Annotated in this window: 28 protein-coding genes, 2 pseudogenes and 1 riboswitch; of the genes and pseudogenes, 14 read left to right on the top strand and 16 right to left on the bottom strand. The window is 74.7% G+C overall.

Translation table 11 applies throughout. The features are described 5' to 3' along the window. Window positions 1–132: 132 nt before the first annotated feature. Genes RAN62_RS05305 through RAN62_RS05295 form a run of 3 tightly spaced genes read right to left on the bottom strand, consistent with a single transcriptional unit; the run spans window position 133 to window position 1,651 of the window. The gene (locus tag RAN62_RS05305) at window positions 133–687 is read right to left on the bottom strand and encodes a histidine phosphatase family protein (protein WP_305783324.1); all 555 of its coding nucleotides are present in this window, start codon (window positions 685–687) and stop codon (window positions 133–135) included. Then, window positions 684–1,457, bottom strand: a complete 774-nt coding sequence (locus tag RAN62_RS05300) for a CbtA family protein (protein ID WP_305783323.1) — start codon at window positions 1,455–1,457, stop codon at window positions 684–686. Before RAN62_RS05300 ends, RAN62_RS05305 begins: the two co-directional genes overlap by 4 nt. Next, window positions 1,448–1,651, bottom strand: a complete 204-nt coding sequence (locus RAN62_RS05295; protein ID WP_305783322.1) for a CbtB domain-containing protein — start codon at window positions 1,649–1,651, stop codon at window positions 1,448–1,450. Before RAN62_RS05295 ends, RAN62_RS05300 begins: the two co-directional genes overlap by 10 nt. 37 nt (window positions 1,652–1,688) lie before the next feature. After that, window positions 1,689–1,836, bottom strand: a riboswitch (cobalamin riboswitch). A 14-nt stretch (window positions 1,837–1,850) separates the two neighbouring features. Between RAN62_RS05295 and mycP the strand changes: the two genes are divergently transcribed. Continuing rightward, window positions 1,851–3,068 (top strand): type VII secretion-associated serine protease mycosin, encoded by a 1,218-nt coding sequence (mycP, locus tag RAN62_RS05290; protein ID WP_305783321.1) that lies wholly within the window; start codon window positions 1,851–1,853, stop codon window positions 3,066–3,068. On the opposite strand, the gene RAN62_RS05285 is transcribed toward mycP, so the two are convergent. Beyond that, complete coding sequence (locus RAN62_RS05285; protein ID WP_305783320.1) at window positions 3,044–3,925, bottom strand: LysR family transcriptional regulator; 882 nt, start codon at window positions 3,923–3,925, stop codon at window positions 3,044–3,046. The two genes, mycP and RAN62_RS05285, sit on opposite strands and share 25 nt — an antisense overlap. A gap of 72 nt (window positions 3,926–3,997) precedes the next feature. On the opposite strand from RAN62_RS05285, the gene RAN62_RS05280 reads away from it, so the two are divergent. Then, a complete protein-coding gene (locus RAN62_RS05280; protein WP_305783319.1) occupies window positions 3,998–4,798 on the top strand; it encodes a dihydrodipicolinate synthase family protein in 801 nt (266 codons plus the stop codon). Between the two features lie 191 nt (window positions 4,799–4,989). Here RAN62_RS05280 and RAN62_RS05275 read toward each other — a convergent pair whose 3' ends face one another. Then, the gene (locus tag RAN62_RS05275) at window positions 4,990–5,484 is read right to left on the bottom strand and encodes a VOC family protein (RefSeq protein WP_305783318.1); all 495 of its coding nucleotides are present in this window, start codon (window positions 5,482–5,484) and stop codon (window positions 4,990–4,992) included. Between the two features lie 17 nt (window positions 5,485–5,501). On the opposite strand from RAN62_RS05275, the gene RAN62_RS05270 reads away from it, so the two are divergent. Beyond that, complete coding sequence (locus RAN62_RS05270; RefSeq protein WP_369077140.1) at window positions 5,502–6,308, top strand: AraC family transcriptional regulator; 807 nt, start codon at window positions 5,502–5,504, stop codon at window positions 6,306–6,308. Here the strand turns inward: RAN62_RS05270 and RAN62_RS05265 are convergent. Both RAN62_RS05265 and RAN62_RS05260 read right to left on the bottom strand, forming a co-directional pair. After that, window positions 6,295–6,799 (bottom strand): annotated as a pseudogene (locus RAN62_RS05265) (response regulator transcription factor). The gene RAN62_RS05270 and the pseudogene RAN62_RS05265 sit on opposite strands and share 14 nt — an antisense overlap. Before the next feature lie 81 nt (window positions 6,800–6,880). Beyond that, window positions 6,881–7,657: pseudogene (locus RAN62_RS05260) on the bottom strand (sensor histidine kinase); the annotation flags it as partial. 99 nt (window positions 7,658–7,756) lie between these two features. Here RAN62_RS05260 and RAN62_RS05255 point away from each other — a divergent pair. The 3 genes from RAN62_RS05255 to RAN62_RS05245 are packed head-to-tail and all read left to right on the top strand — an operon-like array spanning window position 7,757 to window position 9,760. Beyond that, a complete protein-coding gene (locus RAN62_RS05255; RefSeq protein WP_305783317.1) occupies window positions 7,757–8,461 on the top strand; it encodes an ABC transporter ATP-binding protein in 705 nt (234 codons plus the stop codon). Beyond that, complete coding sequence (locus RAN62_RS05250; RefSeq protein WP_305783316.1) at window positions 8,458–9,195, top strand: hypothetical protein; 738 nt, start codon at window positions 8,458–8,460, stop codon at window positions 9,193–9,195. Before RAN62_RS05255 ends, RAN62_RS05250 begins: the two co-directional genes overlap by 4 nt. A gap of 37 nt (window positions 9,196–9,232) precedes the next feature. Further along, on the top strand, window positions 9,233–9,760 hold the full coding sequence (locus RAN62_RS05245; protein WP_305783315.1) for a hypothetical protein: 528 nt from the start codon (window positions 9,233–9,235) through the stop codon (window positions 9,758–9,760). Here the strand turns inward: RAN62_RS05245 and RAN62_RS05240 are convergent. After that, the gene (locus RAN62_RS05240) at window positions 9,741–10,400 is read right to left on the bottom strand and encodes a class I SAM-dependent methyltransferase (RefSeq protein WP_438874469.1); all 660 of its coding nucleotides are present in this window, start codon (window positions 10,398–10,400) and stop codon (window positions 9,741–9,743) included. The genes RAN62_RS05245 and RAN62_RS05240 overlap by 20 nt on opposite strands. Then, window positions 10,355–11,080 carry a Stf0 family sulfotransferase gene (locus RAN62_RS05235; protein WP_305783313.1) on the bottom strand — a complete coding sequence of 242 codons (726 nt, stop codon included), beginning with the start codon at window positions 11,078–11,080 and terminating at the stop codon, window positions 10,355–10,357. Before RAN62_RS05235 ends, RAN62_RS05240 begins: the two co-directional genes overlap by 46 nt. Before the next feature lie 156 nt (window positions 11,081–11,236). Between RAN62_RS05235 and RAN62_RS05230 the strand changes: the two genes are divergently transcribed. After that, a complete protein-coding gene (locus tag RAN62_RS05230) occupies window positions 11,237–11,437 on the top strand; it encodes an endonuclease domain-containing protein (RefSeq protein WP_305783312.1) in 201 nt (66 codons plus the stop codon). Window positions 11,438–11,477: 40 nt separating this feature from the next. Here RAN62_RS05230 and RAN62_RS05225 read toward each other — a convergent pair whose 3' ends face one another. Further along, window positions 11,478–12,089, bottom strand: a complete 612-nt coding sequence (locus tag RAN62_RS05225) for a hypothetical protein (protein WP_305783311.1) — start codon at window positions 12,087–12,089, stop codon at window positions 11,478–11,480. Between the two features lie 87 nt (window positions 12,090–12,176). On the opposite strand from RAN62_RS05225, the gene RAN62_RS05220 reads away from it, so the two are divergent. Beyond that, complete coding sequence (locus RAN62_RS05220) at window positions 12,177–12,386, top strand: hypothetical protein (protein WP_305783310.1); 210 nt, start codon at window positions 12,177–12,179, stop codon at window positions 12,384–12,386. Window positions 12,387–12,470: 84 nt separating this feature from the next. Here RAN62_RS05220 and RAN62_RS05215 read toward each other — a convergent pair whose 3' ends face one another. Beyond that, window positions 12,471–12,983 carry a hypothetical protein gene (locus RAN62_RS05215; protein ID WP_305783309.1) on the bottom strand — a complete coding sequence of 171 codons (513 nt, stop codon included), beginning with the start codon at window positions 12,981–12,983 and terminating at the stop codon, window positions 12,471–12,473. A 176-nt stretch (window positions 12,984–13,159) separates the two neighbouring features. Between RAN62_RS05215 and RAN62_RS05210 the strand changes: the two genes are divergently transcribed. From RAN62_RS05210 to RAN62_RS05190, 5 genes are all read left to right on the top strand, one after another. Continuing rightward, on the top strand, window positions 13,160–13,900 hold the full coding sequence (locus tag RAN62_RS05210; RefSeq protein WP_305783308.1) for a maleylpyruvate isomerase family mycothiol-dependent enzyme: 741 nt from the start codon (window positions 13,160–13,162) through the stop codon (window positions 13,898–13,900). Between the two features lie 44 nt (window positions 13,901–13,944). Further along, window positions 13,945–14,484, top strand: a complete 540-nt coding sequence (locus RAN62_RS05205; RefSeq protein WP_305783307.1) for a HEAT repeat domain-containing protein — start codon at window positions 13,945–13,947, stop codon at window positions 14,482–14,484. Beyond that, window positions 14,471–15,445, top strand: a complete 975-nt coding sequence (locus RAN62_RS05200; protein WP_305783306.1) for a HEAT repeat domain-containing protein — start codon at window positions 14,471–14,473, stop codon at window positions 15,443–15,445. Before RAN62_RS05205 ends, RAN62_RS05200 begins: the two co-directional genes overlap by 14 nt. A gap of 166 nt (window positions 15,446–15,611) precedes the next feature. Next, window positions 15,612–18,623: an AfsR/SARP family transcriptional regulator gene (locus tag RAN62_RS05195; RefSeq protein ID WP_305783305.1), complete on the top strand. Its 3,012-nt coding sequence runs from the start codon at window positions 15,612–15,614 to the stop codon at window positions 18,621–18,623. Between the two features lie 53 nt (window positions 18,624–18,676). Beyond that, the gene (locus tag RAN62_RS05190; protein WP_305783304.1) at window positions 18,677–19,087 is read left to right on the top strand and encodes a M15 family metallopeptidase domain-containing protein; all 411 of its coding nucleotides are present in this window, start codon (window positions 18,677–18,679) and stop codon (window positions 19,085–19,087) included. An 8-nt stretch (window positions 19,088–19,095) separates the two neighbouring features. On the opposite strand, the gene RAN62_RS05185 is transcribed toward RAN62_RS05190, so the two are convergent. The 4 genes from RAN62_RS05185 to RAN62_RS05170 form a co-directional block, all read right to left on the bottom strand. Beyond that, window positions 19,096–20,310: a cytochrome P450 gene (locus RAN62_RS05185; protein ID WP_305783303.1), complete on the bottom strand. Its 1,215-nt coding sequence runs from the start codon at window positions 20,308–20,310 to the stop codon at window positions 19,096–19,098. A gap of 76 nt (window positions 20,311–20,386) precedes the next feature. Further along, entirely contained in the window at window positions 20,387–21,223 is an 837-nt protein-coding gene (locus RAN62_RS05180) for an undecaprenyl-diphosphate phosphatase (protein WP_305783302.1), read from the bottom strand. Between the two features lie 59 nt (window positions 21,224–21,282). Continuing rightward, a complete protein-coding gene (locus tag RAN62_RS05175) occupies window positions 21,283–22,257 on the bottom strand; it encodes a tyrosine-type recombinase/integrase (RefSeq protein WP_305783301.1) in 975 nt (324 codons plus the stop codon). Window positions 22,258–22,269: 12 nt separating this feature from the next. Next, the gene (locus tag RAN62_RS05170) at window positions 22,270–23,853 is read right to left on the bottom strand and encodes an ABC-F family ATP-binding cassette domain-containing protein (RefSeq protein ID WP_305783300.1); all 1,584 of its coding nucleotides are present in this window, start codon (window positions 23,851–23,853) and stop codon (window positions 22,270–22,272) included. Window positions 23,854–24,001: 148 nt separating this feature from the next. Between RAN62_RS05170 and map the strand changes: the two genes are divergently transcribed. After that, window positions 24,002–24,766 carry a type I methionyl aminopeptidase gene (map, locus tag RAN62_RS05165; protein WP_305783299.1) on the top strand — a complete coding sequence of 255 codons (765 nt, stop codon included), beginning with the start codon at window positions 24,002–24,004 and terminating at the stop codon, window positions 24,764–24,766. 34 nt (window positions 24,767–24,800) lie between these two features. On the opposite strand, the gene RAN62_RS05160 is transcribed toward map, so the two are convergent. Continuing rightward, window positions 24,801–25,628 carry a sigma-70 family RNA polymerase sigma factor gene (locus RAN62_RS05160; protein WP_305783298.1) on the bottom strand — a complete coding sequence of 276 codons (828 nt, stop codon included), beginning with the start codon at window positions 25,626–25,628 and terminating at the stop codon, window positions 24,801–24,803. Window positions 25,629–25,654: the final 26 nt, after the last annotated feature.

Below are 25,654 nucleotides of genomic sequence, written 5' to 3'. Positions count from 1 at the left end.
AGCTTCCCACATTCGCCGGTTCGCGGCCCTGGCCCGCCGGCTCGCCCGCGCCGCGAGGAGAAAGCGGCGCCGGCGAAGCGAGGGAGGGAAGGAGAAGGAGGCGCCGGCGAAGCGAGGGAAGGGAAAGGCGGGTCAGGCGGCCGGGGGGAAGTGCAGGTTCCAGCGCCCGAGCCGGTACGTGAGCCGGGTCACCGACAGCGGTGCCACGTCGAGTCCCCACATGCGGTCGCCGGGCAGCCCGAGGGCGTGGACGAGCAGCGCGCGTACGACGATCGGGTGGGCCACGGCGACGACCCGCTCGGTGGACATGGCGTCCATCCAGGCCGCGGCGCGGTCGCGTACCTCGGAAAGCGGCTCGCCGCCGTGCGGGGCCGCCGCCGGGTCGCTGAGCCAGTGCTGCAGGCCGGTGGGGTCGTCCTGGGCGATCTCGGTCAGGGTGCGTCCGGTCCAGGCGCCGAAGCCGGGGTCGGCCAGGGCCTTCTCGGTCAGGGCCGAGCGGCCGAGGGCCTGGGCGGTCTCCCGGGCGGCGCGGGAGGGCGCACACACCCACAGGGCGTCGCGGCCGAAGGCGGACAGGGCGAGGGCGGCCGCGCGACCGCCCTCGTCCAGATCGTCGTCGCCGCCGAAGCGGGCCTCCCGCAGGGCGCGGGTGGGTGCGCTGGCCAGCAGGCGAAGGGTGCCGCTCACACCGCCACGGGCTCGGGTTCCCGCACGGCCGGGGTGCTCAGCCGCGCCAGCAGCGCCGCGAAGGCGAGCCCGAGCGTCAGCCACAGGGTGACCTGGGTGCCCAGCGACGTCAGCCGGAAGCTGTAGAGCAGCGACGGCGGGAACGTCTCCGGCACCTCGTCGATGGTGGGCAGCAGCACATAGCCGACCAGCACGACGAGCAGGAACGCGCCGGCGCCGGTGGCCAGGCGGGCCACTTCGGCGGCGCCGGGGCGCAGCGAGCGGAAGGCGAGCACGCCTGCCCACACGGCGACCAGGCCGATCACCACGATGGACAGATAGCTGATCGTGCGCTGGTCGATGGTCGACGGGTCGCCGACCGCGGGCGGGTTGGGCGGATATTTGACGAAGGGCACCAGCACCAGCCCGGCCAGGGCGGCCCCGGCGAGCCCGAGCGCGGCCCGGGCGTCGTCGGTGGTGCGCAGCCGGCGGCGCAGGACGGTGTAGGCGGTGGCGAGCAGGCCGCCCATGGCCACGCCGTAGAGGCCGGTGGCCAGGAACAGGCCGCCCTTCTGCCTGTCGCGGGAGACCAGGGCCTCCTCGTCGTCGTGGCTGTGCCCGGCGGGCTCGCCCGCGCCGGCCTGGGCCTCCTCGATGGCGATGGCCGCGTCGACCTTGGGCTCACCGAGGAAGTAGGCGAAGGTGCCGGCGAACAGCCCGGCGATCAGGCCCGCCAGCAGCCCGCGCAGCAGCAGCTGCCCGAAGGTGACCTTGCGGGCGGTCAGTGGCATGGGACGCCCAGCAGGTGCCGGCCGTCGTGCATGAGCTCGTGCAGGAACATGCCGCTGCGCGAGACGGCGCCCTGGTCGAAGGCCACCAGGTAGGCCAGCAGCAGCAGCCCGGCGACCACGGCGGCGGCGATCACCAGCGTGCGCGGGGAGACGGCGGGCGGGTCGAGCGGACGGACGGCCTGGATCTTGGCCACGGCGGATCAGAGCTCCTTGCGGGATGACGCGTCCCGGTCGAAAGGCCTGCGACGGGCGAGTGTCCTGACTCACGGGCCCAGGGCCCGTTCACAGTGGCGCGACCGCACCGGACTTGCACCGGTTTCCCTCGCCAGCCGCAGTTGGTTGCCCTCAACCTAGCCGGGCGCGTCCCGGGCGGTCAATCGCTACCATCCAGGTATGCGCGTGTGTCGATCCGTGCTGGGAGGGGCCGTCGTGGCCGCGGCGGGCGTGCTGGTCCCGGTCGCCCCGGCGCACGCGTTCGTCTGCCCGCGACCGCCGGCTGCCGCGGCGGATCTGCCCGCCCGCCCGGCCGAGGATCTGCTGTACGCCCCGGAGCGCCTGGCCGGTTTCGCCACCGGCGCGGGCGTGCGCGTCGCCGTGGTCGACTCCGGCGTGGACGCGGCGAATCCGCAGCTCGCCGGGCACGTCGACCGCGGCCGCGACTTCCTGCACGGGCACCCCGACGGCCGGCAGGACTGCATCGGGCACGGCACCGCGGTGGCGAGCGTCATCGCCGCGGCCGCCCGCGCCGGCGCCGGGCTGCGGGGGCTGGCGCCGGGGGCGACGATCGTGCCCGTACGGGTCAGCGAGCGCACCGGCGACGGCGGCGACCCGGCCGGGCCGGGCACCTTCGCGGCGGCGATCGCATGGGCGGCGTCACCCGGCGGCGGCGATGCCGATGTGATCAATCTTTCACTGGTGACGACCCGCGACGACCCCCGCATCCGCGCCGCCGTCCAGGACGCTCTGAACGCCGGCGTGGTCGTGGTGGCCGCCGCGGGCAACCAGGGCGCCGACGGGCCGCCGCCGTTCCCGGCCGCGTACCCGGGGGTGCTGGGTGTCGGCGCCCTGGGCCCGGACGGGGTCCTCGCCGGCTTCTCGCAGCGCGGTGACTATGTGGACGTGACCGCGCCCGGTGTCGGCGTCACGATCGCGGTGCCCGGGCGCGGGCAGACCACCGGTCAGGGCACGAGCTTCGCGACCCCGTTCGTGGCCGCGACCGCCGCGCTGATCCGGCAGCGGTTCCCCACGCTGACCCCGGCCCAGGTGACCCGTCGCATCCAGGCCACCGCGGACCCGGCGCCGGGCGGTGCCCGATCCGACGCGTACGGAACCGGCGTGCTCAACCCGTACCGGGCCCTCACCGAAACCCTCGCCGCGCAAGCAAGTCCCGCGCCCCGCCCCGCGCTGCTCTTCCCGCCCGCCGCCGGGGCCGCCGCCCGCACCCAGGCCCGCGACCAGTCGCTGGTCGTGGCCGCGGGCGGGGCAGGTGTGCTGCTGCTCGTGGCCGCCGGCGCCGCCGCGGTCCGGCACGGGCGACGCCGGGAGTGGCGCCCGCCGATCGATGACCCGGCGTTGCAGCGCGATGGTTACGGCCGGTCCTGGGGAAGGTAGGCGGCGGCTGCGGCTTGCAGGGCGGTGACGCAGGCGGCGACGGCGGGGTGGCCGGCGGTGCCGCGGCGGTAGGCGATGCGGGTGCGGCGGCGGGCCGGCAGCGGGGTGAGGGTCACGCCGGGCGGGGCGCCGGCGGTGGCGAGGTGCGGGACGACGGAGACGCCCTGGCCGGCGGCGACCAGGGCGAGGACGGTGGCGAAGTCGTCGGCGTGGTGGCGGGCGCGGGGCTCGAAACCGGCGGAACGGCACAGGTGCAGGGTCGCGGTGTGGCACAGGGTGCCGGGCGTGGCGAGGATCCACGGGGCGCCGGCGGCCGCGGCCAAAGTGGGGGCGCCGGCCAGGTGGATGGTCTCGTCGAGCAGGGGCCGGGATCCCAGCGCCGGGTCGGGGATGCCGGGGGCGACGTCGTAGTCCTGGATCAGGCCGACGTCCAGGGTGCGGTCGGCCAGGGCCGCGGGCACGGCGACGGGATCCAGTTCGGTGACGGTCAGGTCCAGGCCGGGGTGGTCGCGGGCGAGGTCGACCAGGGCGGCGGGCAGCAGGGTGCGCACCGCCGACGGGTACGCCCCGATGCGCAGCGGCCCGGTCAGGCCCTCGCGCAGCGCGGCCAGGGCGGCTTCGGCCTCGTCCAGGGCGGCCAGGACCGTGGCCGCGTGGCCGGCCAGGGCCCGTCCGGCGGCGGTGAGGGTCACCGTGCGGCCGGTACGGGTGAGCAGGGCGGCACCGGCCTCGCGTTCCAGGGCGGCCAGCTGCTGCGACACCGCCGACGGGGTGTACGTGCGCAGGCGCGCCACGGCGGCGATCGTGCCGAGACGGGACAGGTCGTGCAGCAGCCGCAGCCGGGACGCGTCGAGCATCAGGTCAGCTTACGGCCGGGCGTACGAACCGGAACTGGACCTGATGCTGGACGGGCGCGCAGGCTGGGCGGCATGACCTTCGACGGTGTGTACGTGCCGATGATCACGCCCTTCGACGACGCGGGCGCGGTGCAGCCCGAGGTGCTGCGGCGCCTGGCGCACGAGGTGCTCGACGGCGGGGCGCGCGGGCTCGTCGCCCTGGGTACCACGGGCGGGCCGTCGTCGCTGAGCGCGGCCGAACGCGCCGGGGTGCTCGACGTGCTCACGCGCGTCTGCCGCGACCGCGACGCCCCGCTGATCGTGGGCGCCGGCGAGGCCGTGCCCGGATCGGCGGCGGTGCTGAGTGTGGTGCCCCCGTTCGTGCGGCCGGGCGAGGACGGCGTGGTCGCGTACTTCGCGCAGCTCGCCGCCCGCAGCCCGGTGCCGGTGCTGATCTACCACGTGCCGTATCGGACCGCGCAGCCGTTGTCCGCCGCGACCGTGCACCGCCTGGCCGCGCTGCCCGGGGTCACCGGGATGAAGCTCGCCCCGGGCGGCATCGACGCGGAGACCGTGGCGCTGCTGGCCGACCCGCCGCCCGGCTTCGCGATCCTCGGCGGCGACGACCCGTACCTGCCGGCCATGCTCGCCCTCGGCGCGGCCGGCGGCATCGTGGCGTCCGCGCACGTGGAGACCGCCGCGTTCGTGTCGCTCGCCGACGCGTGGGCGCGCGGGGACGTGCCGCGGGCGCGGGGGCTCGGGCACCGGCTCACCCGGCTGGCGCTGCAGCTGTTCGCGCACCCGAACCCCGTCGGCGTGAAGGCCGCCCTGCACGCCGACGGCCGCATCCCGTCCCCGCACGTCCGGCTGCCCCTGCTCACCGCCGCGGCGTGACGAGCACCCCGGCCGCGCGAGGCGAGCAGATCGCTCATGCGCGCGATGCGCGTTCGCTCACAGCCGCGGGTGGCGGGCGGTGCACGTCGCGGACAGGCCGCTCATGCGCGGGTTGCGCGTTCGCTCACCGCGGCGGGTGGCGGGCGGTGCACGTCGCGGACAGGCCGCTCATGCGCGGGTTGCGCGTTCGCTCACTGGGCGGCGGCCCACTCGGCGACGCGGCGGGCGCTCTCCTGCTCCGACAGGTCCTCGACGCGGGTCATGACCGACCAGCGGACGCCGTACGGGTCGCGGATGCTCGCGAACCGGTCCCCCGACACGAACGTCGCCGGCGCCTCGCGCACCACCGCGCCCGCCGCCACCGCCCGCTCGACCACCGTGTCCACGTCCGGGCAGTACAGCCCCAGCGAATAACAGTCCTGCTCCCCCGCCGGCGCCGGAATCAGCCCGTAGTCGGGCATCGGCTCACCCACCTGCAGCAACCCCGCGCCGAAGTCAAGCACAGCGTGCGCCACGATCCCGCCCATCTCCGTCACGTCGACCACCCGCGCGCCGAACACGTCGCGGTAGAAGCCGATCGCCCCGCGCGCGTCCGGGATCGCCAGGAACGGGGTGATGCTGGACGCGCCGTGCGGAGTGCCGTTCGTGGTGTGCTCGCCGTCGGCGGGCGTGATGTCCTCTGCCATGAGCAAGGATGCTAGGTATGGGCGGACCGCACGGGCTTGAAGATTCGCGACAGCCGGCCGGGGTGCTCTATCCGGCGCGGCTGCCGACCTTCGCCCGGCTGCCCGCCCCGGCCACCGTGGCGCACCTGGTCCGCTGGTTCTGGATCCCCGAGTGGCGCCTGCAGCCCGGACGCACCTCCCGCCAGCACCTCATCGCGTTCCCCGCCTGCAACCTGGTCGTCGAGGGCACGGCGGTGTCACTGGCCGGCCCGGCGACCCGCGCCTCGCACCGCGACCTGACCGGCACCGGCTGGGCCGTCGGCGCCCTGCTGCGCCCGGCCGCGGTCCCGCACGTCACCGCGGACCCGGCGGCCCTGCGCGACGCCTCCGCCCCCGTGGACGAGCCGGACCTGGTCAAAGCCGTGGCGGAGGCGATGACCGGCGACGGAGACAGGCACGCCCGGGCGGTGGGCGCCTTCACGGCCTGGCTGGAGACCACTGTGCCGCCGCCGTCGCGGGAGGCGCTGCTGGCCAACGAGATGGCCGAGCTGATCGACACCGACCCCGGCATCCGCACGGTCGAGGACGCCGCCACCCGCCTCGCCATGTCCCCGCGCACACTGCAACGCCTCGCCGCCCGCTACGTCGGCCTGCCCCCGCTGGCCATGATCCGCCGCCGCCGGCTGCAGGAAGCGGCCGCCCGGCTGCGCGCCGACACCACCGTCACCCTCGCCGACATCGCCGCCGACCTGGGCTACAGCGACCACGCCCACCTGGCCAACGAGTTCCGCACCGTGCTGGGCCTGACCCTGGGCGGCTACCGCGGCCAGGTCAGCGGGGCCTGACCAGACCGGCGTCGTACGCGGCGATCACCAGCTGGGCCCGGTCACGGGCCGCCAGCTTGGCCAGCAGATGCGTGATGTGGGTCTTCACCGTCTTCGCGGCGATGACCAGCGCGGCCGCGATCTCGTCGTTGGACAGGCCCGCCCCGATCAGCTGCAGCACCTCCCGCTCACGCGGCGTCAGCCCGGCCAGACGCACCGACACCGCCGGGCGCGGCGCCGCCACATAGTGCGCCACCAGGCGGGTGAGGATGGCCGGGGCGAACAAAGCCTCACCCCGGGCGGTACGCCGGATCGCGTCGAGAAGGTCCTCGGGCCGCGAGCATCCGCACGTCCATGAGCACGACATCCGGCCGCGCCGCCCGCGCGTGCAGCACCGCCTCGGCCCCGTCGCCGGCCTCACCCAGCACGACCAGGTCCGGCTCCGCGGCGATGATCGTGGCCAGGCTGCGGCGCAGCAACGGCTGATCGTCGGCCAGCAGCACCCGCGTCACGCCGGCATCCGGGCCGGGCCGCCCGGGACCCGGAACGTTCACGCCGGGATCCGGGCGGTGAGCAGATAGCCCGTACCCGTCGGGCCGGCCGCCATTGTGCCGCCGAGGCTGCCGACGCGCTCGCGCAGCCCGGCCAGGCCGTGAACCCGTACCCGGCGCCGCCGCAGGCCGACCCGGGGCCGGACCCTCGTCGGCGACCGTGACCACCACCTGGTCGTCCTCGCGGTGCACCCGCACGTCGACGGGCACCGGGCCCGCGTGCCGGGCGGCGTTGGCCAGCCCCTCACGGACCACCGCGCACACGGCGACCTGCACGCCGGGCGGCACCGCGCTCAGCCGCGGCCGGACCCCGCCGCGCCGGGCGGCCCGCACGATCGCCGGCAGCGTGCTCAGATCGTCGAGGGGCTCCAGCGGCGCGGCGGTGTCGCGCTCGCGCAGCACCGCCAGCATCCGGCGCAGCTCGTCGGTGGCGTGCCGGCTCGCCTCCTCGATGTCGGTGAACGCGGCCCGCACCTGCGGCGACTGCGGCAGCCCGCGGGTGGCCGCCGCCCGCACGGTGATCAGGCCCAGGCCGTGCGACACCAGGTCGTGCAGGTCCCGGGCGATGCGCAGCCGCTCGCCGAGGACCGCCTCGGTCGCGGCCCAGGCGGTGAGGCGCTGCTCGTACGCGGCGCGTTCGGCCCGGCGGCGCAGCAGCGCCCACACCGCCACCGCCGCGGCGGCCCCGCCGAGCAGCGGCACGACCCACCGGGCCCCGGATCCGGGCGTGCCGGTGGCACACAGCAGCAGCACCGCGGTCACCGCCGCCGCGACCGCGACCGGAACCGAGCGGGACTGCCACAGCGGCCGCGGATTCATGGCCTCGACTGTAGAGCTACGACCCAGGTCCTAGACCGCGCGCCGAAACGGGATCCCGGTCCGACGCGCACGCACCCCGGGCGCCGGTTGACTGCGGGGGTGATCAGCATCGAGCACCTGAGCAAGTCCAAGGGCCGCACCCGGGTCCTGCACGACGTCAGCTTCACGGCCCGCCCCGGCCGCGTCACCGGCTTCCTCGGCCCCAACGGCGCCGGCAAGACCACCACCCTGCGGATCCTGCTCGGCCTGGACCGTACCCCGACCGGCCACGCCCGGATCCACGGCCACCGCTACGCCGACCTGCCGCGCCCGCTCACCCGGGTCGGCGCGCTGCTCGACGGCAGCGGGGCCCATCCCGCGCGGACGTGCCGCGGGCACCTGCACTGGCTGGCGCTCAGCAACGGCCTGCCCCGCGCCCGCGTCGACGAGGTGCTCGAGCTGACCGGCCTGGCCCCGGCCGCCCGCACCCGCACCCGGCGGCTGTCACTCGGGCAGGGCCGGCGTCTCGGGCTCGCCGCCGCCCTGCTCGGGGATCCCGGCACGCTGATCCTGGACGAGCCGGTCAACGGACTGGATCCCGCCGGCATCGTGTGGATGCGCGAACTGCTGCGCGCCCGCGCCGCCCGGGGCGACACCGTGCTGCTGTCCAGCCACCTCATGACCGAGCTGTCCGCCACCGTGGACGACGTCGTCGTCATCGACCACGGCCGGATCGCCGCGCAGGGCACCCTCGGCGAGGTCACCGCCGGGCACGCCTCGCTCGAAGCCGCGTTCCTCACCCTCACCGGCGGTAGGGCCGCATGAGCGCCGAACTGCGCAAGCTCGCCGGGCTGCCCGGCGCCTGGGCCGGCCTGCTCATCGGCCTGCTGGCCGGGCCGCTGCTGGTGGTGCTCAACGCCCCCGCCGTACGCCGAGCGCTGGCCGACGGCACAGTCACCGACCGCGCCGACCTGGGACTGCAACACCTCGGACTCGCCCTGATCGGCGCCACCGTCCTCGGCGTCGTGACGATCAGCAGCGAATACACGCGCGCCCGCGACGACACCGGATCCCGGCAGGTCAGCGCCACGCTGCTGGCGACCCCGCGGCGCGTACGGCTGCTGGGGGTCAAAACCGCCGCGCTGGTGCTCGTCGTCGCGGGGCAGGGCGTGCTCGCCACGATCCTCACCCTCGCGGTCACCGCCGTCGTGCACGGCACCGCCGTCCCCGCTCCCGGTTGGGGCCGCTGCGCCGGGGCGGTCCTGTTCTGGGTACTGACGGCCTTGCTCGCGTACGCGTTCACGATCGTCACCCGCAGCGGCATCGTCCCCCTCGTGCTCTTCCTCGTGAACAGCTCGGTGGTCTCCGTGTCCTACCTGCTCACCAAGCTGACCCCGGCAGCCGCCTACCTGCCCGACATCGTCGGGGCGCACATGTTCCTGCACGGCATGGACAGCCCGGTCCACCCGCCGCCGCTCGTCGCCGGCCTGATCATGACCGCCTGGGTCGCCGTGCTCCTCGCCGCCGCGGGCACCCTGTTCGTCCGGCGCGACGCGTGAACGCCACCGCGGGCGCTCTGTTCGTGCGGCGTGACGCGTGATCACCGCCGCGGTGCGGGCCGAGACCGGCCGGCTGCTCACCTTGCCGGCGGTGTGGCTGACGGCCGCTGTCACGCTGGTCGCGGCCGGGCTGCTGCGCGAACTCGACCACACCCAGGCCGGCCTGCTCGTCCTCGGCACCCTCGCCGGGACGACCGAGGTACGGACCACGCTGCTGGCCGTTCCCCGCCGGGGCACCGCGGCGACCGCCAGGGCTGTCGCCGTCACCCTCGCCGCCACCCCCGTCAGCGCCGGGGCGGCACTGCTCGCGGATCGGGCGGGCGCGGCGGCGTACCTGGTCATGACGGCTCTTCTGGCCACCGGGGTGAGCAGCCTGATCCGTCACCCGGCGGCGAGTGCCGGCCTGCTGACCGGCTGGTACATGATCGCCGGGCCGGTGCTGCGCGCCCTCGTGCCCGCCAGCGCCGGCTGGCTGCCCGATGCGTTGCGTACCGGGCCCGCGCTGGTGTGGACGATCGCGGTGCTGGCGGTGGCGGCCGTCGTGCTCAGCCGCCGGGACGCCTAGCGAAGAGGTACGCGGCCGTGCCCTCGCGCAATTGCGCCTCCACGGTGAATCCGGCCGCCTCCAGCCAGGCGCCGACCACCTCGGGCGTACGCCGGTGCACGTGGACCCGCATCGGATGCCCGCCGTACCCCTCGGTCTTCAGCCGGCTGCCCTGCCCGGCGTGAAAGCCCACCAGCACCAACCCGCCGGGCCGCACCACCCGGTGGAACTCGGCCAGCACCGCGGGCACCCCGGCGTCCGGCACGTGGATCAGCGCGAAGAACGACAGCAGCCCGCCCACCGAAGCGTCACCCAGCTCGAGCGCCGTCATCGACCCCACCTCGAAGCGCAGCCCCGGATGCTCCCGCCGCGCCACCGCGATCATCCCGGGCGACAGGTCGATGCCGAACGCGTCGGCGCCCGCCCGGGCCAGGTACGCCGTGAAGTGCCCCGGCCCGCAGCCCACGTCGGCCACCGGCCCCTCGGCCAGGCTCGCGAACATGTCGAGCGCACCCCGCAGGTACGACGCCCGGCCGGCGGCGTCGCGGACAAGGTCGGCGTAATTCTGCGCCACGGTGTCGTACGAGCGGCGCGTGTCGTCGAGCCAATCTTCTGTCAGAACGATTCTCCTGAGGTTTCGCGCCGGTACCGCGCGATCCATCGGCGGTTCAGCTCGTCGGCCTGCCGCCGGTGCCGGGCCACAATCGCCGCCGCCGGCCCTCCGACGCCGAGGAAGTCTACGATCCCGCGCGTCACCGCCACCATGTCCTGCTCGAGATCCTCGTACGTCACCCGGTGCGGGCGGATGCCGCAGGCGGCGAACCACCGCTCCCACGCGGCGTTGTGCTCCTCGATCGTGTCCACAAACCGCCGGATCGCGTCCGCGTCGAAGGTGGGTTCCCGCCCGGTGCCGCCGTCGTTGCCACTGATCTCACCGTGGCCGCCGACGAACCACGTAGCGGTCTGCTCGGCGCGCAGCCAGGAGACAGCCTGCGCCAGGACGTCGTGCCGCTTCAGGTAGACGAAGCCCGTACGGCCGAACTCGCCTGCGACGACCGCGAGGTCGTCGCCCAGCCGGTCGACGACCTCGCCCACCGTGCCCCACATCAGCTTGGCGCCGAACACCCCGTTCGGTGTGCTGCCGGCGGCCCGGGCGGCCCGCACGAAGTCCGGGTAGCGGTAGGGGCGGGTCAGCTGCCACCGATCGGCCCACAGTGCTTCGTCCGGCGCGCGGAAGTACGACTGCGGTCGACCGCACACTCCTGTCGAGTCGAGCAATCCGAGCAGCAGCGAGCTTCCGGTACGCGGCGTGGCGCACACGAAGTACGAGTCGAACGGCATGCCCGGAAGGCAACCGCTCCTCCCCCGGTCCCGCAACCGCATTAATTACCGGTTTGCCATTAACGGTAATCCAGTAATCCGGGAACCGGACAAAACCGGCGCACACCATAATGACAGTTATGTGGTACCCCACACGACGTCGTATGTTGCGATGGCGTGTGCGCCATCTGCCGGCAGCCGGGGACGCGGCGCGGCAGCGGAGGCGAGTCCCGGCGCCTGACGGTCGACCACGATCACCGCACCGGCGTCGTCCGGCAGCTCCTCTGCGGACGCTGCAATTCAGTCACGTGGGCGGTTGAGGAAAGCCCCGGACTGCTGGAGGCCGTCCGTGCCTATCTGCTGAAGCACGCGCGCTGACCCCGCCCGCCGCGTGCCGCGGTGGGCGGGGTGCCGATGCTCAGGAGCGCCAGCCGATGTTCGGGCGGGGCGGGCGTGGCTCGGGCGGGGGCTGTCGGGTGAGGAGGTCGAGCTGGTCGCTGATGCGGGCCAGGGTGGCGGCCAGCCGGGGGTCGGTGCCGTACCGGTAGCGCTCGGTGCGCTGGTCGTCCATCAGGTGCCGCAGCAGGTCCGCCGCCTCGGGGTCGGTCTTCTCCAGGCGCGCCAGAGCCTCGTCGACGTGGTCGCGGGCGGTGGCGAACGCCGTGGTGAGCAAGGAGTCCAAGCGCCGCTCGGTGAGGCCGCGCAGGTTGTTGCCGGGCGGGCGCGACGCCCAGATCTCGAGCAGCCCGGCCGGGTAGGCCTGCTCGTCGCGGTCGACGAGGCGGCGGTGGGGGCTGCAGAGCAGCAGCAGGTTGTCGAACGCGTCGCGGTCGGCGGCCGGCAGGGCGGGGTCGTGGCGTGGCCCGGCCGGGTCGGTTCCGCGGATGCGAGCGTACTCGACGTTCACTTCGTAGCGGTCGCCGACGAAGACCGTCACCGGCGTACGGCAGCCGGGATATTCGCAGGTCCCCTGGGCCAGCGCGGCCAGGGCGGCCTGGGTCGCGGCGGGGGTGTGGATCGGTTCGTCCACCGTGGGCTCCCCTCGGATGGGTCGGATGAAGGCGGTTCGCGGGCACCGGCGCGGGTACCTGCGGTCAACGCGACAGGAAGGTTGACCATGCGATTCGAGGAAACGGCGCACGAGATGGTCGCCGAGACCGAGACGTCCGCCGAGGTGTTGTTCGTCTGCACCGAGCAGGCGTGCGGCCGGCGGGTGGTGGTCGGCAAGGCCCGGCCCCGGCTCACCGTCATCGACCGCGGGGACTTCGCCGCCCGCCACGCCGGCTCGCTCGGCGGCGTGGTCATGGACGACGTCGAAGCGGCCTGAAGGAAAAAGCGGGCTGAAGGAGTAGGCGGCCTGAGGGAACCGGCGGCTCGCCCGCGAAGGGGCACGGGCCGCCGGCCGGGAGGCTCAGAGCGGGCTCTCCACCTTGATGATCGGGCCCTCGGCGTAGCCCATCATGTCGTAGCCCACGGCACCTAGATCGGAGTCCAGGAACGTCGTCACGACGATCTTGTACGTGCCGGACTGCGTGGGATCGCCGGGGTTCTCCTCGGCCAGCATGTTCGCCGGCACTGTCAGTTTCGCCGAGTACTTCTCGTCGAGCGAGAACGTCGGCCCGCCGATCGGCACGTTGACGCTGCCGAGGGTCTTCTCGTCGCCGGGGCCCTGCGACTCGGCGTAGGCGGTGACGACCCAGTTGCGTGTGCGCGCCGACAAGGCGGTCAGCCACAGCGGCACGAGGTTGCCGAAGACGTGCCACTCGACGGTGATGTCGAAGGGCTGGTCCCGGTTGACGACGAGATTCGACTTGCCCAGCGTGGGCCGGTCGGTGATGCCGACGATGCTGGTGAAGTCGCCCTCGATGCAGGGGTCGGTCGGGTCCTTGGTCGGCGGGATGTTCGGATCGAAGCGGTCGGTCATGAGGGGCTCCTTTGCCGGTGACCGGATACTGCTGCCGCCTCCGCGTCTGGCGCCCGGCGCTCGGGCGGTCCCCCCCGTGGCCACTCACCGTAAACCCGCGTGCCCCGGCCGTTCAGCCGGATCAGCGACAGGAAAACGGCTGTCGCCTCCACCCGCCGGGCTGGTAGACAGCCGGGGTGAATCTTGACTTCTCCGAGCTGGTGTCCTTGATCGACGAGCGGGCGGCCGTCTTCCGGGCCGTCGTCGCCGCGGCGCCCGACCTCGGTGTCCAGGTGCCGTCCTGCCCCGAGTGGACACTGTTCGACCTGGTGGTGCATCTGGGCGAGGGCCGTCGCCGGTGGGCGGCGACCGTGGCGGCGGGCCCGGCCGACGGTCCCGCACCGGTGGACCTCCCGGCCGCGCCGCGCGAACGGGAGGCGCTGCTGACGTGGTTCGACGAGTCGGTGCGCCGGCTGCGCGACGCCCTGCGCGCGGCCGGCCCGGACCGGGAGTGCTGGACCTGGTGGAGCGGGTCGCCCCGGACCGCCGGCGGGGTGGCCCGCCACCAGCTGCAGCAGATGGCCGTGCACACGTACGACGCGCAGCTCGCCGTCGGCGACCCGCAGCCGCTGCCCGCCGCCGCGGCCCGCGACGGGGTCGAGGAATTCCTTCTCACCTGCGTCACCACGCCGATCGCCTGGCCGCACGAGCCCGCGACCGTCGACTACCGCACCGGCGACGGCGGGGCCTGGCGGCTGGAGCTGTCCGGCGCCGGGGCCCGGGTCACCTCGCCCGGTGACACCCCGGCGACGGTCGCCGCGCAGGGCACCCCGAACGAGCTGGTGCTGTGGTTCTACGGCCGGATCCCGCTCGACGCGCTGCAGTTCACCGGCGACCGGCGCGTACTCGAGCAGCTGGTGGCCTGGGAACCCGCCTGACCGGGCTTGACCTTGACACAGTGACAAGGTCTTGACTGGTTCGCATGACACCGACCACGGCCTCGGGCCGGCTGCAAGCGGCGCTGGCCGCCGGGACCCGGGCCGACCCCGCCCAGGCCGACGACCTGATCGCCCAGAGCGGCACCGAACCGGACTTCTTCGTGCGCGACATGCTCACCTGGGCGCTGACCCGCCTGCCGCCCGAGGTCACCGTGCCCCGGCTGCGGGCGGAACTGCGCTCACCGCACCCTCAGGCGCGCAGCCAGGCCCTGCACACCCTGTCCAAGATCGGTGACCGGGCGGCGTGGCCCGGCATCACCCGCGAGCTGCTGCGCGACCCCGACGACGAGGTGGCGCGCACGGCCTGGCGTACGGCCGTCGTGCTGGTCCCCGGCGACGAGGGCGCCGCCCTCGCCGCGGAGCTGCTCACCCAGCTCGGGCGCGGCGACCGCGACGTGCGCCGCAGTCTCAGCCAGGCCCTGGTCGCACTCGGCGACGTCAGCGAGACGCCGCTGCGGCGCGTGGCCGAGCATGCCCGGACCACCCTGGCGATGCTGGAGGACCCGGACCATGCTGATCGGTGAAGTGGCGCGGCGCTCGGGTGTGAGCACCCGCATGCTGCGCCACTACGACGCGCTCGGGCTGGTGCGGCCCACCGGGCGCACGGTCGGCGGCTACCGCGAGTACACGGGCGAGGACATCAGCCGCATCTTCCACGTCGAGAGCCTGCGCTCGCTCGGACTGTCGCTGCGCGAGGTCGCCCGCGCGCTGCAGGACCCCGCGTTCGCGCCGGCCACGCTGGTGGCCGACCTCATCCGGCGTACGCAGGACCGGTTGCACCGCGAGCAGGAGCTCCTCGATCGGCTGCGCACTGTCGACGCGTCGGCGCCCGGCGACTGGGAGGAGGTGCTGCGCATCGTGGCGCTGCTGCACGGCCTGGACTCCCCGGACGCCGCCCGCCGGCAACAGGCGATCCTCACCCCGGACGCCGACGTGCCGGCGGAGCTGCTGGCCGGGGCGGTGCTGACCGAGACCGACCCGAACGTCGCGGGCGCCCTGCGCTGGGCCCTCGCCCGCGCGGGCACCGGCGCCGCCCACCTGACGGACGGTCTCCAGTCCGAGGACCCGGGGGTACGCCGCCGCGCGGTGCACGCCCTCGCCGAGCTGCCCGGCGAGGCGGCGACCGCGGCGCTCACGCGGGCGTTGCACGACGGCGATCCGGGCGTACGCTGCTCGGCTGCTCTCGCCGCGGGCGCGCGCGGCGAGCCGCAAGCCGTGCCCGTGCTGGTCGCCATGGTGGCCGGCGGCACCAACGACATCGACGCCGCCGAAACACTGGGCGTCCTGGCCCGCACCCACGCGGACCCGGTCCTGAACGCCCTCGTCGCCGAACTGAGCGCCGACCCACCGGTACGGATCCGGGTCGTCCAGGCCCTCGCCGAGCTGCCCGGCGACCTCACCGCCGGGATCCTGCGCCGGCTGAGCGGCGACGCCGACCGGGTGGTCGCCGCGCTCGCGTCGGCCCTGCTCCGCTCGCCGTCATGAGCACGTCACGGTGAGAGCCCACGGTGGGGCGGCCGGGCCGCCCCACCGCCCCCGTGAACGCACAGCCTCTTCCTCCACGCTGGACCTTCTCTGCAATTTCGCCGTAGGCCCGGCCCGGCAGTACAGTGCGCTGCGACGACAGGGCCGGCACCGACGGAGGCCGTAGATGGAGTTCCGGCTGCTCGGGCCGGTCGGGGTCGCGCACGACGGCACGCCGCTGGGCGTCGGGGGCACCAAGGTGCGCACCCTGCTCGCCGCGCTGCTGCTCGAGGCGGGCCGGGTGGTGCCCGCCGACCGGCTGGTCGACATCCTGTGGGACGACGATCCGCCGGCCACGGCGCGGGCGCTCATCCAGACGTACGTGTCCGCGCTGCGCCGCGCCCTGCACGACGATCCGCCGGCGATCGTGGTGACCCGCGCGCCCGGCTACCTGATCCGGCTCGGGTCCGCCCGCCTGGACCGGGACGAGTTCGAGCGGCTGGTCGCGCGGGGGCGGGCCGCGGCCGGGGCCGGGCGGCATCAGGAGGCGGCCGACGCGTTCCGGGCCGCCGACGCGGTGTGGCACGGGCCGGCGCTCGGCGGGGTCCGCAGCCGGGTGCTGGCCGCCGAGGCCGCCCGCCTCGACGAGCAGCGGCTCGCCGTCACCGAGGCGCGGGTGGAGGCCGACCTGGCCCTGGGGCGCACCGCGGAACTGGTCGGGGAGCTGACCGTGCTCGTCGGCGCGCACCCCACGCGGGGGCCGGTGCGGCGGCAGCTGATGCTGGCCCTGCACCGCTCCGGGCGTACGGCGGAGGCTCTGGCGGTCTATCGGCGCGGCCGCGAGACGCTGGTCGAGGAGCTGGGCATCGAGCCCGAGGCCGAGCTCACCGCGCTGCACGACGCCCTGCTGCGCGGTGACACCGTCACCCCGGCGGCGGTGGGCGGGCTGATCCCGGCGCAGCTGCCGCCGGACTCAGCCGACTTCACCGGGCGTACGGACCTGGTCGCGCAGCTCGGCGACCGGCTGGCCGCGCCCGGGCCGGCGGTGGTGGCGCTGCTCGGGCCGGGCGGGGTCGGCAAGTCCGCGCTCGCCGTGCACGTCGCGCATCGCGTCGCCGGCGGCTATCCGGACGGTCAGCTGCACGCCGACCTGCGCGGCAACACCGACACCCCGGCCTCCCCGGCGGAGATCCTGGGGCGTTTCCTGCGGGCGCTGCGTCCCGAGGCGGCGGTTCCCGACGGTACGGGCGAGCGCGTCGACGCGTACCGCACGCTGCTCGCCTCCCGGCGCATGCTGATCGTGCTCGACGACGCCGCGGACGAGCGGCAGGTCCGGCCGTTGCTGCCGGGCAGCGGCACGTCGTCGGTGCTGGTGACCTCGCGCGCCCGGCTCGCCGGTCTCGACGGCGCTCGCCTGCAGGAGCTGGACCTGCTGCCCACCGCCGAGGCGACCGCCCTGCTGGCCCGGGTCGCCGGCGCCGAGCGCATCGACGCCGACCCGGCGGCCGCCGCGGCGATCGTGGCGGCGTGCGGCAACCTGCCCCTGGCCGTCCGCGTGGCAGGTGCGCGCCTGGCCACCCGGCGGCAGTGGACGGCCGGCCTGCTCGCCGACCGGCTGCGCGACGAACGGCGCCGCCTCGACGAGTTGTCCGCCGGCGACCAGCGGCTGCGGGTCAGCATCGGGCTCAGCTTCGCCGGGCTCGACCCGCGGGTCCGCACGGCGATCCACCTGCTCGGGCAGCTGGGCCTGTCGGACTTCCGGTCGTGGGTGCTCGCGTACGCCCTCGATGTGCCGGTGGTGGAGGCCGAGCGGATCCTCGAAGGCCTCGTCGACGCGCACCTGGTCGACTACACGTACGTCGACGCGACCGGGCACGTGCGTTACCGGCTGCACGATCTCGTGCGCATCTACGCGCGTGAGCAGGCCGAGCAGCTCGAGCCGCGCGACATCCTCGTCGCCGCGACCGCCCGGGTGGCGGGGGCGTGGTCCGCGGTGCTCGACCGGCTCAGCGAGCACATCACCGACCACGCCACGTCCGGCATGATCCTGCCCGTCGCGCCCTTCCTCCTTGCCTCCGCCGATGTCGATTCCGGCGCGCTCTCCGAGGCGCTGGCCGACCCGCGCGGGTGGCTCGACGCGGAGCAGACCTCGCTCGTGCCGGCGGTCGAACGCGCCGCCGAGTTCGGGCTCGACCGGCACGCGCTGGCTCTGGCCGCGGTGCTGTGCAGTTCTACGTACGTGCTGCACAGCGTCCCTGATCTGTGGGAGCGCGCGCACCGGGCGGCGCTGGGCGCGGTCCGGCGGGCCGGGGACGTGCACGGCGAGGCGGTGCTGCTGGCGTGCCTGGGTCAGGTCCGCTACGAGCAGGACGACTATCCGGCCGCGCGCCGGCACCTGACCGAGGCGGCGGAACGCTTCCGCGACCTCGGCGACGAACGCGGCCAGGCCAGCGCCCTCGCGGCGATCGGGCTGGCCGCCCGCGAACAGGGCTACCTGCCCGAGGCCGAGCACTTCCTGGCCCAGGCGGCCGGGCTCGCCGCGCGGCTGGGCGACGACCGGGCCGTGGGCCACGTCGCCCGGCTCATCGGCTCGGTGCATCTCGAGCGCGGTGACGTGGCGGCCGCCGACACCGCGCTGGCCTCGTCGCTGGCCGCGTACCGGCGGGCCGGGGCTGTCCGCGGGCAGGCGCTCGCGCTGCGCTCGATCGCGCTCGCCCACCGCGCGCAGGGCCGGTACGCCGAAGCCGAGGACGTGCTGCGGCAGGCGCTGTCGATCTGTGCGGAGCTCGGCGACGCGAAGCTGACCGCGTTCTGCCGCCGGGCGCTGGCCAAGGTGTGGGTGCGTTCCGGGCGCCTGGCCGAGGCCCGCCCGCCCTTGGAGCAGGCGCTGGCCGAGCACCGCGCCGAACGCGACAAGTGGGCCGAGGCCATGGCTCTGCGCACCCTCGGCGAGCTCGATCTGGCCGTCGGTAACCTGGACGAGGCCGGCGCCGCCCTGACCGCGGCGGCGCGGATCTTCCAGGCCCAGGGCGCCACCCTGTTCTGGGCGCGGACCGTGCGTGACCTTGCCGAGCTGGCGGCGGCGCGCGGTGATCACGCGGGCGCCGGCCGGGCGCGCACCGAGGCGATCGACACCTTCCGCGCGTACGGGTCCCGCGAGTACACCGAGCTCACCGGCCTGCCGCTGCCGGCGTTGTAGCCGGGCTGCAGGGTTTTTGCAGACGCCCCGGTGACCCTGCCGGGGTGTCCCGCATGCCCGTGCCGCCGTCCGACCCGCGCGTCGCCGCCGTCGAGGTCCGCGAGTCCGGCGACCGCCTCGTCGACGTGGCCACGACCGCCCCGCTGCGCGTGACCGCCCCGGCCCGGCTCCGCTTCGGTGTCGTCGAACGCCTCGTCGTCGCCCAGAGCGCCCTGCCCCGCGACGTACGCCTGGTCGTCGTGGCCGGTCACAGCACCGCCGCGACCCACGCCACCGGCGGCACGGTCGACCTGACCGCGGTCCGCGGCGACGCCACCCTGCCCGACCTGCCCCAGCTCGCCGAGGCTCTGACCGGAGCCGGTCTGGTCCCCTGGACTCCCTGCTGGTGGCGCTGGTCCTATGGCGACCAGGTCTGGGCCTATGCCGTGCGGGCCCCCCACGCCAAGTACGGCCCGCTCCCGTGACCCCCCGGTCACCAGGTGACGGGCAGCTCCGCGAGGCCGTGGACGATGGCGGTGTCGCGGGTCCGCAGGCTCGCCGGGTCGGTGGCCAGGCGCAGGCCGGGCAGGCGGTGGGCGAGGCGGGACAGGGCGATGCGCAGTTCGGCGCGGGCCAGGGGCTGGCCGATGCACTGGTGGACGCCGTGGCCGAAGGCGAGGTGCTGGCGGGCGTCGCGGTAGGGGTCGAAGTCGCCCGGGTGGTCGAAGACGGCGGGGTCGCGGTTGGCCAGGGAGAGCAGGGCGGTGACGGGGTCGCCGGCGGCGATGCGGCGGCCGCCGACGGTGGTGTCGCGCACGGCCTGGCGGGGGATGCCGGTGCGCACGACGGTGAGGTAGCGCAGCAGCTCGTCGACCAGCGCGTCGAGGCCGGCCTCGCGGGCGGTGCGCAGCCGCTGCCACTGCTCGGGGCGTTGCAGCAGGAGCAGCACCGACAGGCCGATCATGTTGGCGGTGGTCTCGTGCCCCGCGACCAGCAGGAGCAGGGCCATGCCGATGAGTTCGCCGATCTCCAGCTCGCCGGTGCGCACGCGGTCGCTGACCAGCCGGCCGAGCAGGTCGTCGCCGGGGCGGCCGCTGGTGCGCTTGGTCTCGATGAGGGTGCCCAGGTAGACGCGCAGGGCGGTGATGGCGTCGCGCAGTGGGGCGGGGGCGGCGGCGCGGTCGGTGAGGATCCGGCTGTGGCGCTGGAAGAAGTCGTGGTCGGCGTGGGGGACGCCGAGCAGGTGGCAGATGACCAGCGACGGGACCGGCAGGGCGTACTCGGCGACCAGGTCGGCCGGGCGCGGGCCGGCGGCGAGCCGGTCGAGGGCGTCGTCCACGGTCCGGGTGATCAGGGGTTCGAGGCGCCGCACGTTCTTGATCATGAATTCGGCGGTGAGCATGCGGCGCAGCCGCAGGTGGGCGGGGCCGTCCATGCGGATGAAGCCGCCGCGCCGGCCCTCGGGGCTCTGCGGGGGCAGGGGGCGCAGCAGCGGGAAGCCGGGCCGGTACATGTCGGCGCTGAACGCGTCGGAGCGCAGCATCTGTTTGACGTCCTCGTGCCGGGTGACCAGCCAGGTCCAGCCGCCGGCGGGCAGCCGCACTCGGGTCACCGGCCCGTCGAGGGCGCGCAGCTGCTCGGCGCCGACGGGGGTGAACGGGTCGCCGGCGGGGCTGCGGAACGGGAACAGCGGGAGGCGGTCGAGCATGCAGAAACCCCCTCGGCGTGAGCGCGACGTAACGCTACGCTAACCGCCGAGGGGGCATAGAACAACAAACGTCGATTTATTTGGGTTCGATGACGTTCGTGGCGAGCAGGACCATGAGCACGCTGCCGAGCACGAGGCGGTAGCCGATGAAGATCGAGTACGAGTGCTTGGCGATGAACTTGAGCAGCCACGAGACGGCGAGCCAGCCGACGACGAAGCTGACCACGGTGGCCACGATCGTGGGGGCCCAGCCGACGCCGCCGGCGATGTTGTCGTACTCGGTGGCGGTCTGCAGCACCGACGCGCCGAACAGGGCCGGGACGCTGAGGAAGAACGACAGCTTGGTGACGGTCACGCGGTCGAAGTCACGCAGCAGGCCGGCGGTCATGGTGGCGCCGGAGCGGGACACGCCGGGGATCAGGGCCAGGCACTGGGCCGTACCGATGATCAGGGTGTCCTTCCAGGTGACGTCCTCGGCGTGCCGCACGCCGGTGGCGGCGTGGTCGGCGAACCACATGACGAAGCTGTAGAGGATCAGCGCGCCGGCGACGAACCACAGGCTGCGCAGCGTGGTCTCGATGTCGTCCTGGAAGAGCAGGCCGACGATGCCGATCGGGATCGAGCCGAGGATCACCGCCCAGCCGAAGCGGTAGTCGGCGTTGTCGCGGTGCGCCTTGTTGAACACGCCCTTGAGCCAGGCCGGGACGATGCGGGCGATGTCCTTGCGCAGGAAGATCAGCGTGGCCAGGACGGCGCCGGACTGGATGATCGCGGTGAACGCGGTGATGTCCGGGTCGTCGATCCGATAGCCGAGCAGCTTCTCCAGGATGGTCAGGTGCCCGGTGCTGGAGATCGGCAGGAACTCGGTGAATCCTTCCACCGCGCCGAGCAGTACCGCTTCGAAGATGTTCAACCCACGCCTCGCGTCCCGTGATCGTCGTGCCCTGACCCGGGTCGAGAATAGGGGGTCGCCTAGGTCGCGCTGCGCCGGGTCCGGGCCGCCGCAAGTGTGTACGAAGGGTCACGATCCAGGTTGTAACGGTCACGGTCGTAGCGGCGGGTGGTGCGCGGGTCGGCGTGGCCCATGGCGTCCTGCACGTCCTCCAGGGCGACCCCCTCGGCGCGCGCGGTCGTGGCGAAGGCGTGGCGCAGCGAGTGCGGCGACAGCTTCTCCCAGCCGGGGATGCCGGCCGCGCGGGCCAGGCGCCGCACGAGCCGGAAGACCGCGTGCCGGTCCAGGCGCCCCCCGCCCGCGGTGACCAGCAGCGGTCCGTCGAGCCGGTCCGGCCGGGTGCCCTCGGCGGCGGCTCTCTCCTCCAGGTACGCGTCCAGCGCCGCCGCCGCGTCCGGGGTCAGCGCCCGCCGTCGCGCCCGGCCGCCCTTGCCGACGAAGCGCAGGCTGCGGTGCCCGCGTTCGACGCCGAGGTCGGCGACGTCGAGGCTGCACAACTCGCCGACGCGCAGGCCCAGGTCGGCGAGCAGGGTCAGTGCGGCCCGGTTCCGCACCGCGGTCGCCCCGCTCTCGCGTCCCGCGGCGAGCAGCAGCGCGTCGACCTCCTCGGCGGTCAGGCCCACGGTCGACGAGTGGTCGCGCGACACGTACGGGCGGTCCGCCCCGCCGACCGGGTTCGCGTCGACGGCGCGCAGCTTGAGCAGGAAGTCGTACCAGCTGGACAGCCCCGACAGCTTGCGCGCCACCGTGGAGGGCGCCAGCAGCGCGGCTTCCAGGCCCCGCGCGTAGGCGTTGACGTCCAGGAACGAGGCCCGCAGCGGGTCGAGCTGCCGCTCGGCGCACCAGGCGAGCCAGCCGCCCACGTCGCGCCGGTACGCCTCCCGGGTGTGCGGCGACAGCCGCCGGTTGGCCAGCCACGCCTCGGTGACCTGCTCGGCGCTGCCCCCGACGGCGACCGTGCCGGGATGACTCTGCCGGGGCACCAGACCGCTCATGCCCCCATGATTTCAGCTCACGCGCACCTGAGCGCCGGCGACATGCCAGCGTGTCGTCGCCCCGATCGCGTCGGCGAACCAGCGGTCGTGCGTGACCACGACCACGGTTCCCCGGTACGCGCGCAGGGCCGCCTCGAGCGTGTCGAGCGCGTCGAAGTCGAGGAAGTTCGTCGGCTCGTCGAGCAGCAGCACCCGCGCCGGGGAGTTGACCATCACGGCCAGCAGCAGCCGGCGCAACTCCCCGGCCGACAGCGAGCGCAGGGTGGCGTCCCACTGGTCGGCCCCGAACTGGTGGGCGGTCAGGAGGCGTTCGGCGTCGTCGGCGTACACCGGGACCCGGGAGCGGAAATGGTCCATGACCGTCTGCGCGGTGCGCAGCCCGGCGTCGGTCTGCGGCAGCACCGCCGTGTGCTCGTTGGCCAGCGCGCGCAGCAGGGTGGTCTTGCCGGCGCCGTTGCGGCCGGTGATCAGGATCCGGTCACCCCGGCGGACCTCGGCCTTGACCCCGTCCAGCACGGTACGGTCCCCGTGGCGCACGCTCAGGTCGCTGACCGCGGCCACGATCTCGCCGGCGGGCCGGCCGTCGGCGGGGAAGGCGAGCGTGAGCGGCGGGCGGGTGCGGGGCTGCTCGATCCAGCGCACCGACTGCATCTGCCGGCGCAGGCGCCGCTCCCGGGCCTTGGCCTTCTGCGCGACCTTCTTGGCGACGCGGCGCAGGTGCGGCGCCTCGACCCCGGAGCGCACGGTCGTCTCTACGTGCCGGGCGTACCCCTTGGTGCGCTCGATGTCGGCCTCCCAGCGCACCCGGTCCTTCTCCTGGGCCTCGTAGTCGAGCAACAGCCGCGCCCAGCGGCGGGTCTTCTCCTGCCGGTAGGCGCTGTAGCCGCCGCCGGGATAGTCCTGCGGCTCGTCGTGGATGCCGTCGAGCTCGATGACGTGCGTCACGGCCGCGTCCAGGAACGCGCGGTCGTGACTGACGGTCAGCACCGCTCCCGGGTACGCGGCCAGCCAGTCACCCAGCCACGCCGCGCCCTCGGCGTCGAGGTGGTTGGTGGGCTCGTCGAGCAGCAGCACCCCGGGGTCGTCGAGCAGGGCCCGGGCCAGCAGCAGCCGCGCCTGTTCCCCGCCGGAGACGCTGTCCAGGCGCCGGTCGTCGCCGAGGTGGGCGATGCCGAGCCGTTCGCGGGCCTCGTCGAGGCGGGCCTGCGCGGTCCAGCCCCGCAGGGCCGTCCACCGTTCCTGCACCTCCCCGTACGCGTCGAGGACGTCCCGCCCGACGGCGAGCTCCGCCTCCAGGGCGTGCAGCCGCCCGGTGATCGTGTGGAGCTCGCCGAGGCCGGCGCCGAGGAACTCGCCGACCGTCCCGTGCGCCCCGGCCAGCTGCTGCGGCACGTAGCCGACCCGGGTGCCAGGCCCGCGCGTCACCGAGCCGGAGGTGGGGGTGAGCTCACCCGTGAGCAGCCGCAGCAGGGTGGTCTTGCCGGCGCCGTTGGGCCCGACGATCCCGGCCCGGTCGCCGGGGCCGAGCACCAGGTCGAAGCCGGAGAACAGCAGGTCGCCGTCGTGGGAGTGGGCGAGGGAAACAGCTTTCAGCACGAGGGGGTGCCTCCGTGGAGTGGTGACGTCCGGACACGGCGGCCCCGTCTGCCGTCAGCGCTGGGCTGCGGCCGGGGCCGGGTCGGTATCACACGCCCGCCACGATGCCCGTTTCCTCCCGGCGCCGCAACCGAATTACAGTGGGCCGGTGATCGAGCTCAAGAGTGCCGCCGAGATCGAGAAGATGGCCGTCGCCGGCCGGTTCGTCGGCGAGCTCCTGCGCGAGCTGAAGGCCACCGCCGCCGTCGGCCTGGACGTCATGGAGCTCGAGCACACCGCCCGCGCCCGGATCGCCGCGCGCGGCGCCGAGTCCTGCTACTGGGACTACGCGCCGTCGTTCGGCAACGGCCCGTTCCGCAACGTGCTGTGCCTGTCGGTCAACGACGCCGTCCTGCACGGGCTGCCCCGCCCGCACGTGCTGGCCGAGGGGGACCTGCTGAGCATCGACATGGCGGTCGGCATCGGCGGCTGGGTCGCCGACGCCGCCGTGTCGGTGGTCGTGGGCCGGCCCGACCCGGCCGACCTGCACCTGATCGAGGCCACCGAGGTCGCCCTGGAGGCCGGCATCGCCGCCGCCCGCCCGGGCGGGCACCTCGGCGACATCTCCGCGGCGATCGGGGCGGTCGCCCGCCGCTACGGCTACGGCGTGAACGTCGAGTTCGGCGGGCACGGGCTGGGCCGCACCATGCACGAGGCCCCGCACGTGCCCAACGACGGCCGGGCCGGGCGGGGCATGCTGCTCGAGCCGGGCCTGACGATCGCGATCGAGCCGTGGCTGTGCGCCACCACCGACAAGATCATGTTCGACGGGGACGGGTGGACGATCCGCTCGGCGGACGGCTCGCGCACCGCCCATTCCGAGCACACCGTCGCGATCACCGCCGCCGGGCCGCGGGTGCTGACCCGGGTTTAGTGGTTTTGTCCGGTTTGTTCTTTGAGGGGTGCCCTCAGGCCGCGTACTTCGCCGCCACGTGCACGCCCTGCGCGTCGGTCACCGCCAGGCGGGTCGCCATGGTCGAGCGGCCGGCGAGCTGCGCCGCGTAGGCCGCCCGCCGCCGGGCCACAACCCCGTCGCCCTTGCCCGCCGCCGGGTCCTGCTGCTCCAGGTGCCGGGTCAGGCCGTCCTTGAGCAGGGCGAGGGCCTCGGTGCGCAGCTGCGACACCCGCGACTCGGTCACACCCAGCTCGGCCGCCACCTCGGCCAGGGGCCGCTCGCGCAGGAACGACGCCTCGACCACGAACCGCAGCCGCTCGGGCAGCACCGCCACCGCGTCGTGCAGGTAGCCGATGCGCTCGCGGTGCAGCAGCATCTCCTCCGGGTTCAGCGCCTGCTCGGTGACCATGTCCTCGGCCGTGCCGGCCGCGAAGCCCTGCAGCGACAGCACCGCCGCGCGCTGCACGTCGTCGTCGACCGTCGCCAGCTCGGACACGGCCACGCCCAGCAGCTGCGCCAGCTCCTCCGCGGTGGGCGTGCGCCCCAGCTGCGCGGTCAGCTCCTGCCGGGCCACCTCGGCGCGCCGGGCCCGGGCCCGCACCGAGCGGCTGGCCCAGTCCATGGCGCGCAGCTCGTCGAGCAGCGCCCCGCGCACCCGCACCGCCGCAAACTTGCCGAACGGGATGCCGCGCGAGGAGTCGTACGCCTTGGCCGCCGTCACCAGCGCCGCGTAACCGGCCGACGCCAGGTCGTCGCGGTGCACGTGTGCCGGCACCTTGAACAGCATCTCCCGCACGATGTGACCGACCAGCGGCATGTTCTCGCGGATGAGCGCGTCCATGAAAGTCCCCCTCGCAATCCGTCGCC

Source organism: Symbioplanes lichenis (genome assembly GCF_030709675.1).
GTDB lineage: Bacteria > Actinomycetota > Actinomycetes > Mycobacteriales > Micromonosporaceae > Actinoplanes > Actinoplanes lichenis.
This window is presented reverse-complemented; position numbering and strand designations above follow the sequence as displayed.

Excerpts from the sequence above, each read along its gene's own strand:
- RAN62_RS05215 (WP_305783309.1), bottom strand. The coding sequence starts at position 12,983 with ATGACCGACCGCTTCGATCCGAACATCCCGCCGACCAAGGACCCGACC.
- RAN62_RS05275 (WP_305783318.1), bottom strand. The coding sequence starts at position 5,484 with ATGGCAGAGGACATCACGCCCGCCGACGGCGAGCACACCACGAACGGC.
- RAN62_RS05205 (WP_305783307.1), top strand. The coding sequence starts at position 13,945 with ATGACACCGACCACGGCCTCGGGCCGGCTGCAAGCGGCGCTGGCCGCC.
- RAN62_RS05285 (WP_305783320.1), bottom strand. The coding sequence starts at position 3,925 with ATGCTCGACGCGTCCCGGCTGCGGCTGCTGCACGACCTGTCCCGTCTC.
- RAN62_RS05280 (WP_305783319.1), top strand. The coding sequence starts at position 3,998 with ATGACCTTCGACGGTGTGTACGTGCCGATGATCACGCCCTTCGACGAC.
- RAN62_RS05270 (WP_369077140.1), top strand. The coding sequence starts at position 5,502 with ATGGGCGGACCGCACGGGCTTGAAGATTCGCGACAGCCGGCCGGGGTG.
- RAN62_RS05240 (WP_438874469.1), bottom strand. The coding sequence starts at position 10,400 with ATGGATCGCGCGGTACCGGCGCGAAACCTCAGGAGAATCGTTCTGACA.
- RAN62_RS05250 (WP_305783316.1), top strand. The coding sequence starts at position 8,458 with ATGAGCGCCGAACTGCGCAAGCTCGCCGGGCTGCCCGGCGCCTGGGCC.
- RAN62_RS05160 (WP_305783298.1), bottom strand. The coding sequence starts at position 25,628 with ATGGACGCGCTCATCCGCGAGAACATGCCGCTGGTCGGTCACATCGTG.
- RAN62_RS05220 (WP_305783310.1), top strand. The coding sequence starts at position 12,177 with ATGCGATTCGAGGAAACGGCGCACGAGATGGTCGCCGAGACCGAGACG.
- RAN62_RS05195 (WP_305783305.1), top strand. The coding sequence starts at position 15,612 with ATGGAGTTCCGGCTGCTCGGGCCGGTCGGGGTCGCGCACGACGGCACG.
- RAN62_RS05235 (WP_305783313.1), bottom strand. The coding sequence starts at position 11,080 with ATGCCGTTCGACTCGTACTTCGTGTGCGCCACGCCGCGTACCGGAAGC.
- RAN62_RS05185 (WP_305783303.1), bottom strand. The coding sequence starts at position 20,310 with ATGCTCGACCGCCTCCCGCTGTTCCCGTTCCGCAGCCCCGCCGGCGAC.
- mycP (WP_305783321.1), top strand. The coding sequence starts at position 1,851 with ATGCGCGTGTGTCGATCCGTGCTGGGAGGGGCCGTCGTGGCCGCGGCG.
- RAN62_RS05200 (WP_305783306.1), top strand. The coding sequence starts at position 14,471 with ATGCTGATCGGTGAAGTGGCGCGGCGCTCGGGTGTGAGCACCCGCATG.
- RAN62_RS05175 (WP_305783301.1), bottom strand. The coding sequence starts at position 22,257 with ATGAGCGGTCTGGTGCCCCGGCAGAGTCATCCCGGCACGGTCGCCGTC.
- RAN62_RS05190 (WP_305783304.1), top strand. The coding sequence starts at position 18,677 with ATGCCCGTGCCGCCGTCCGACCCGCGCGTCGCCGCCGTCGAGGTCCGC.
- RAN62_RS05300 (WP_305783323.1), bottom strand. The coding sequence starts at position 1,457 with ATGCCACTGACCGCCCGCAAGGTCACCTTCGGGCAGCTGCTGCTGCGC.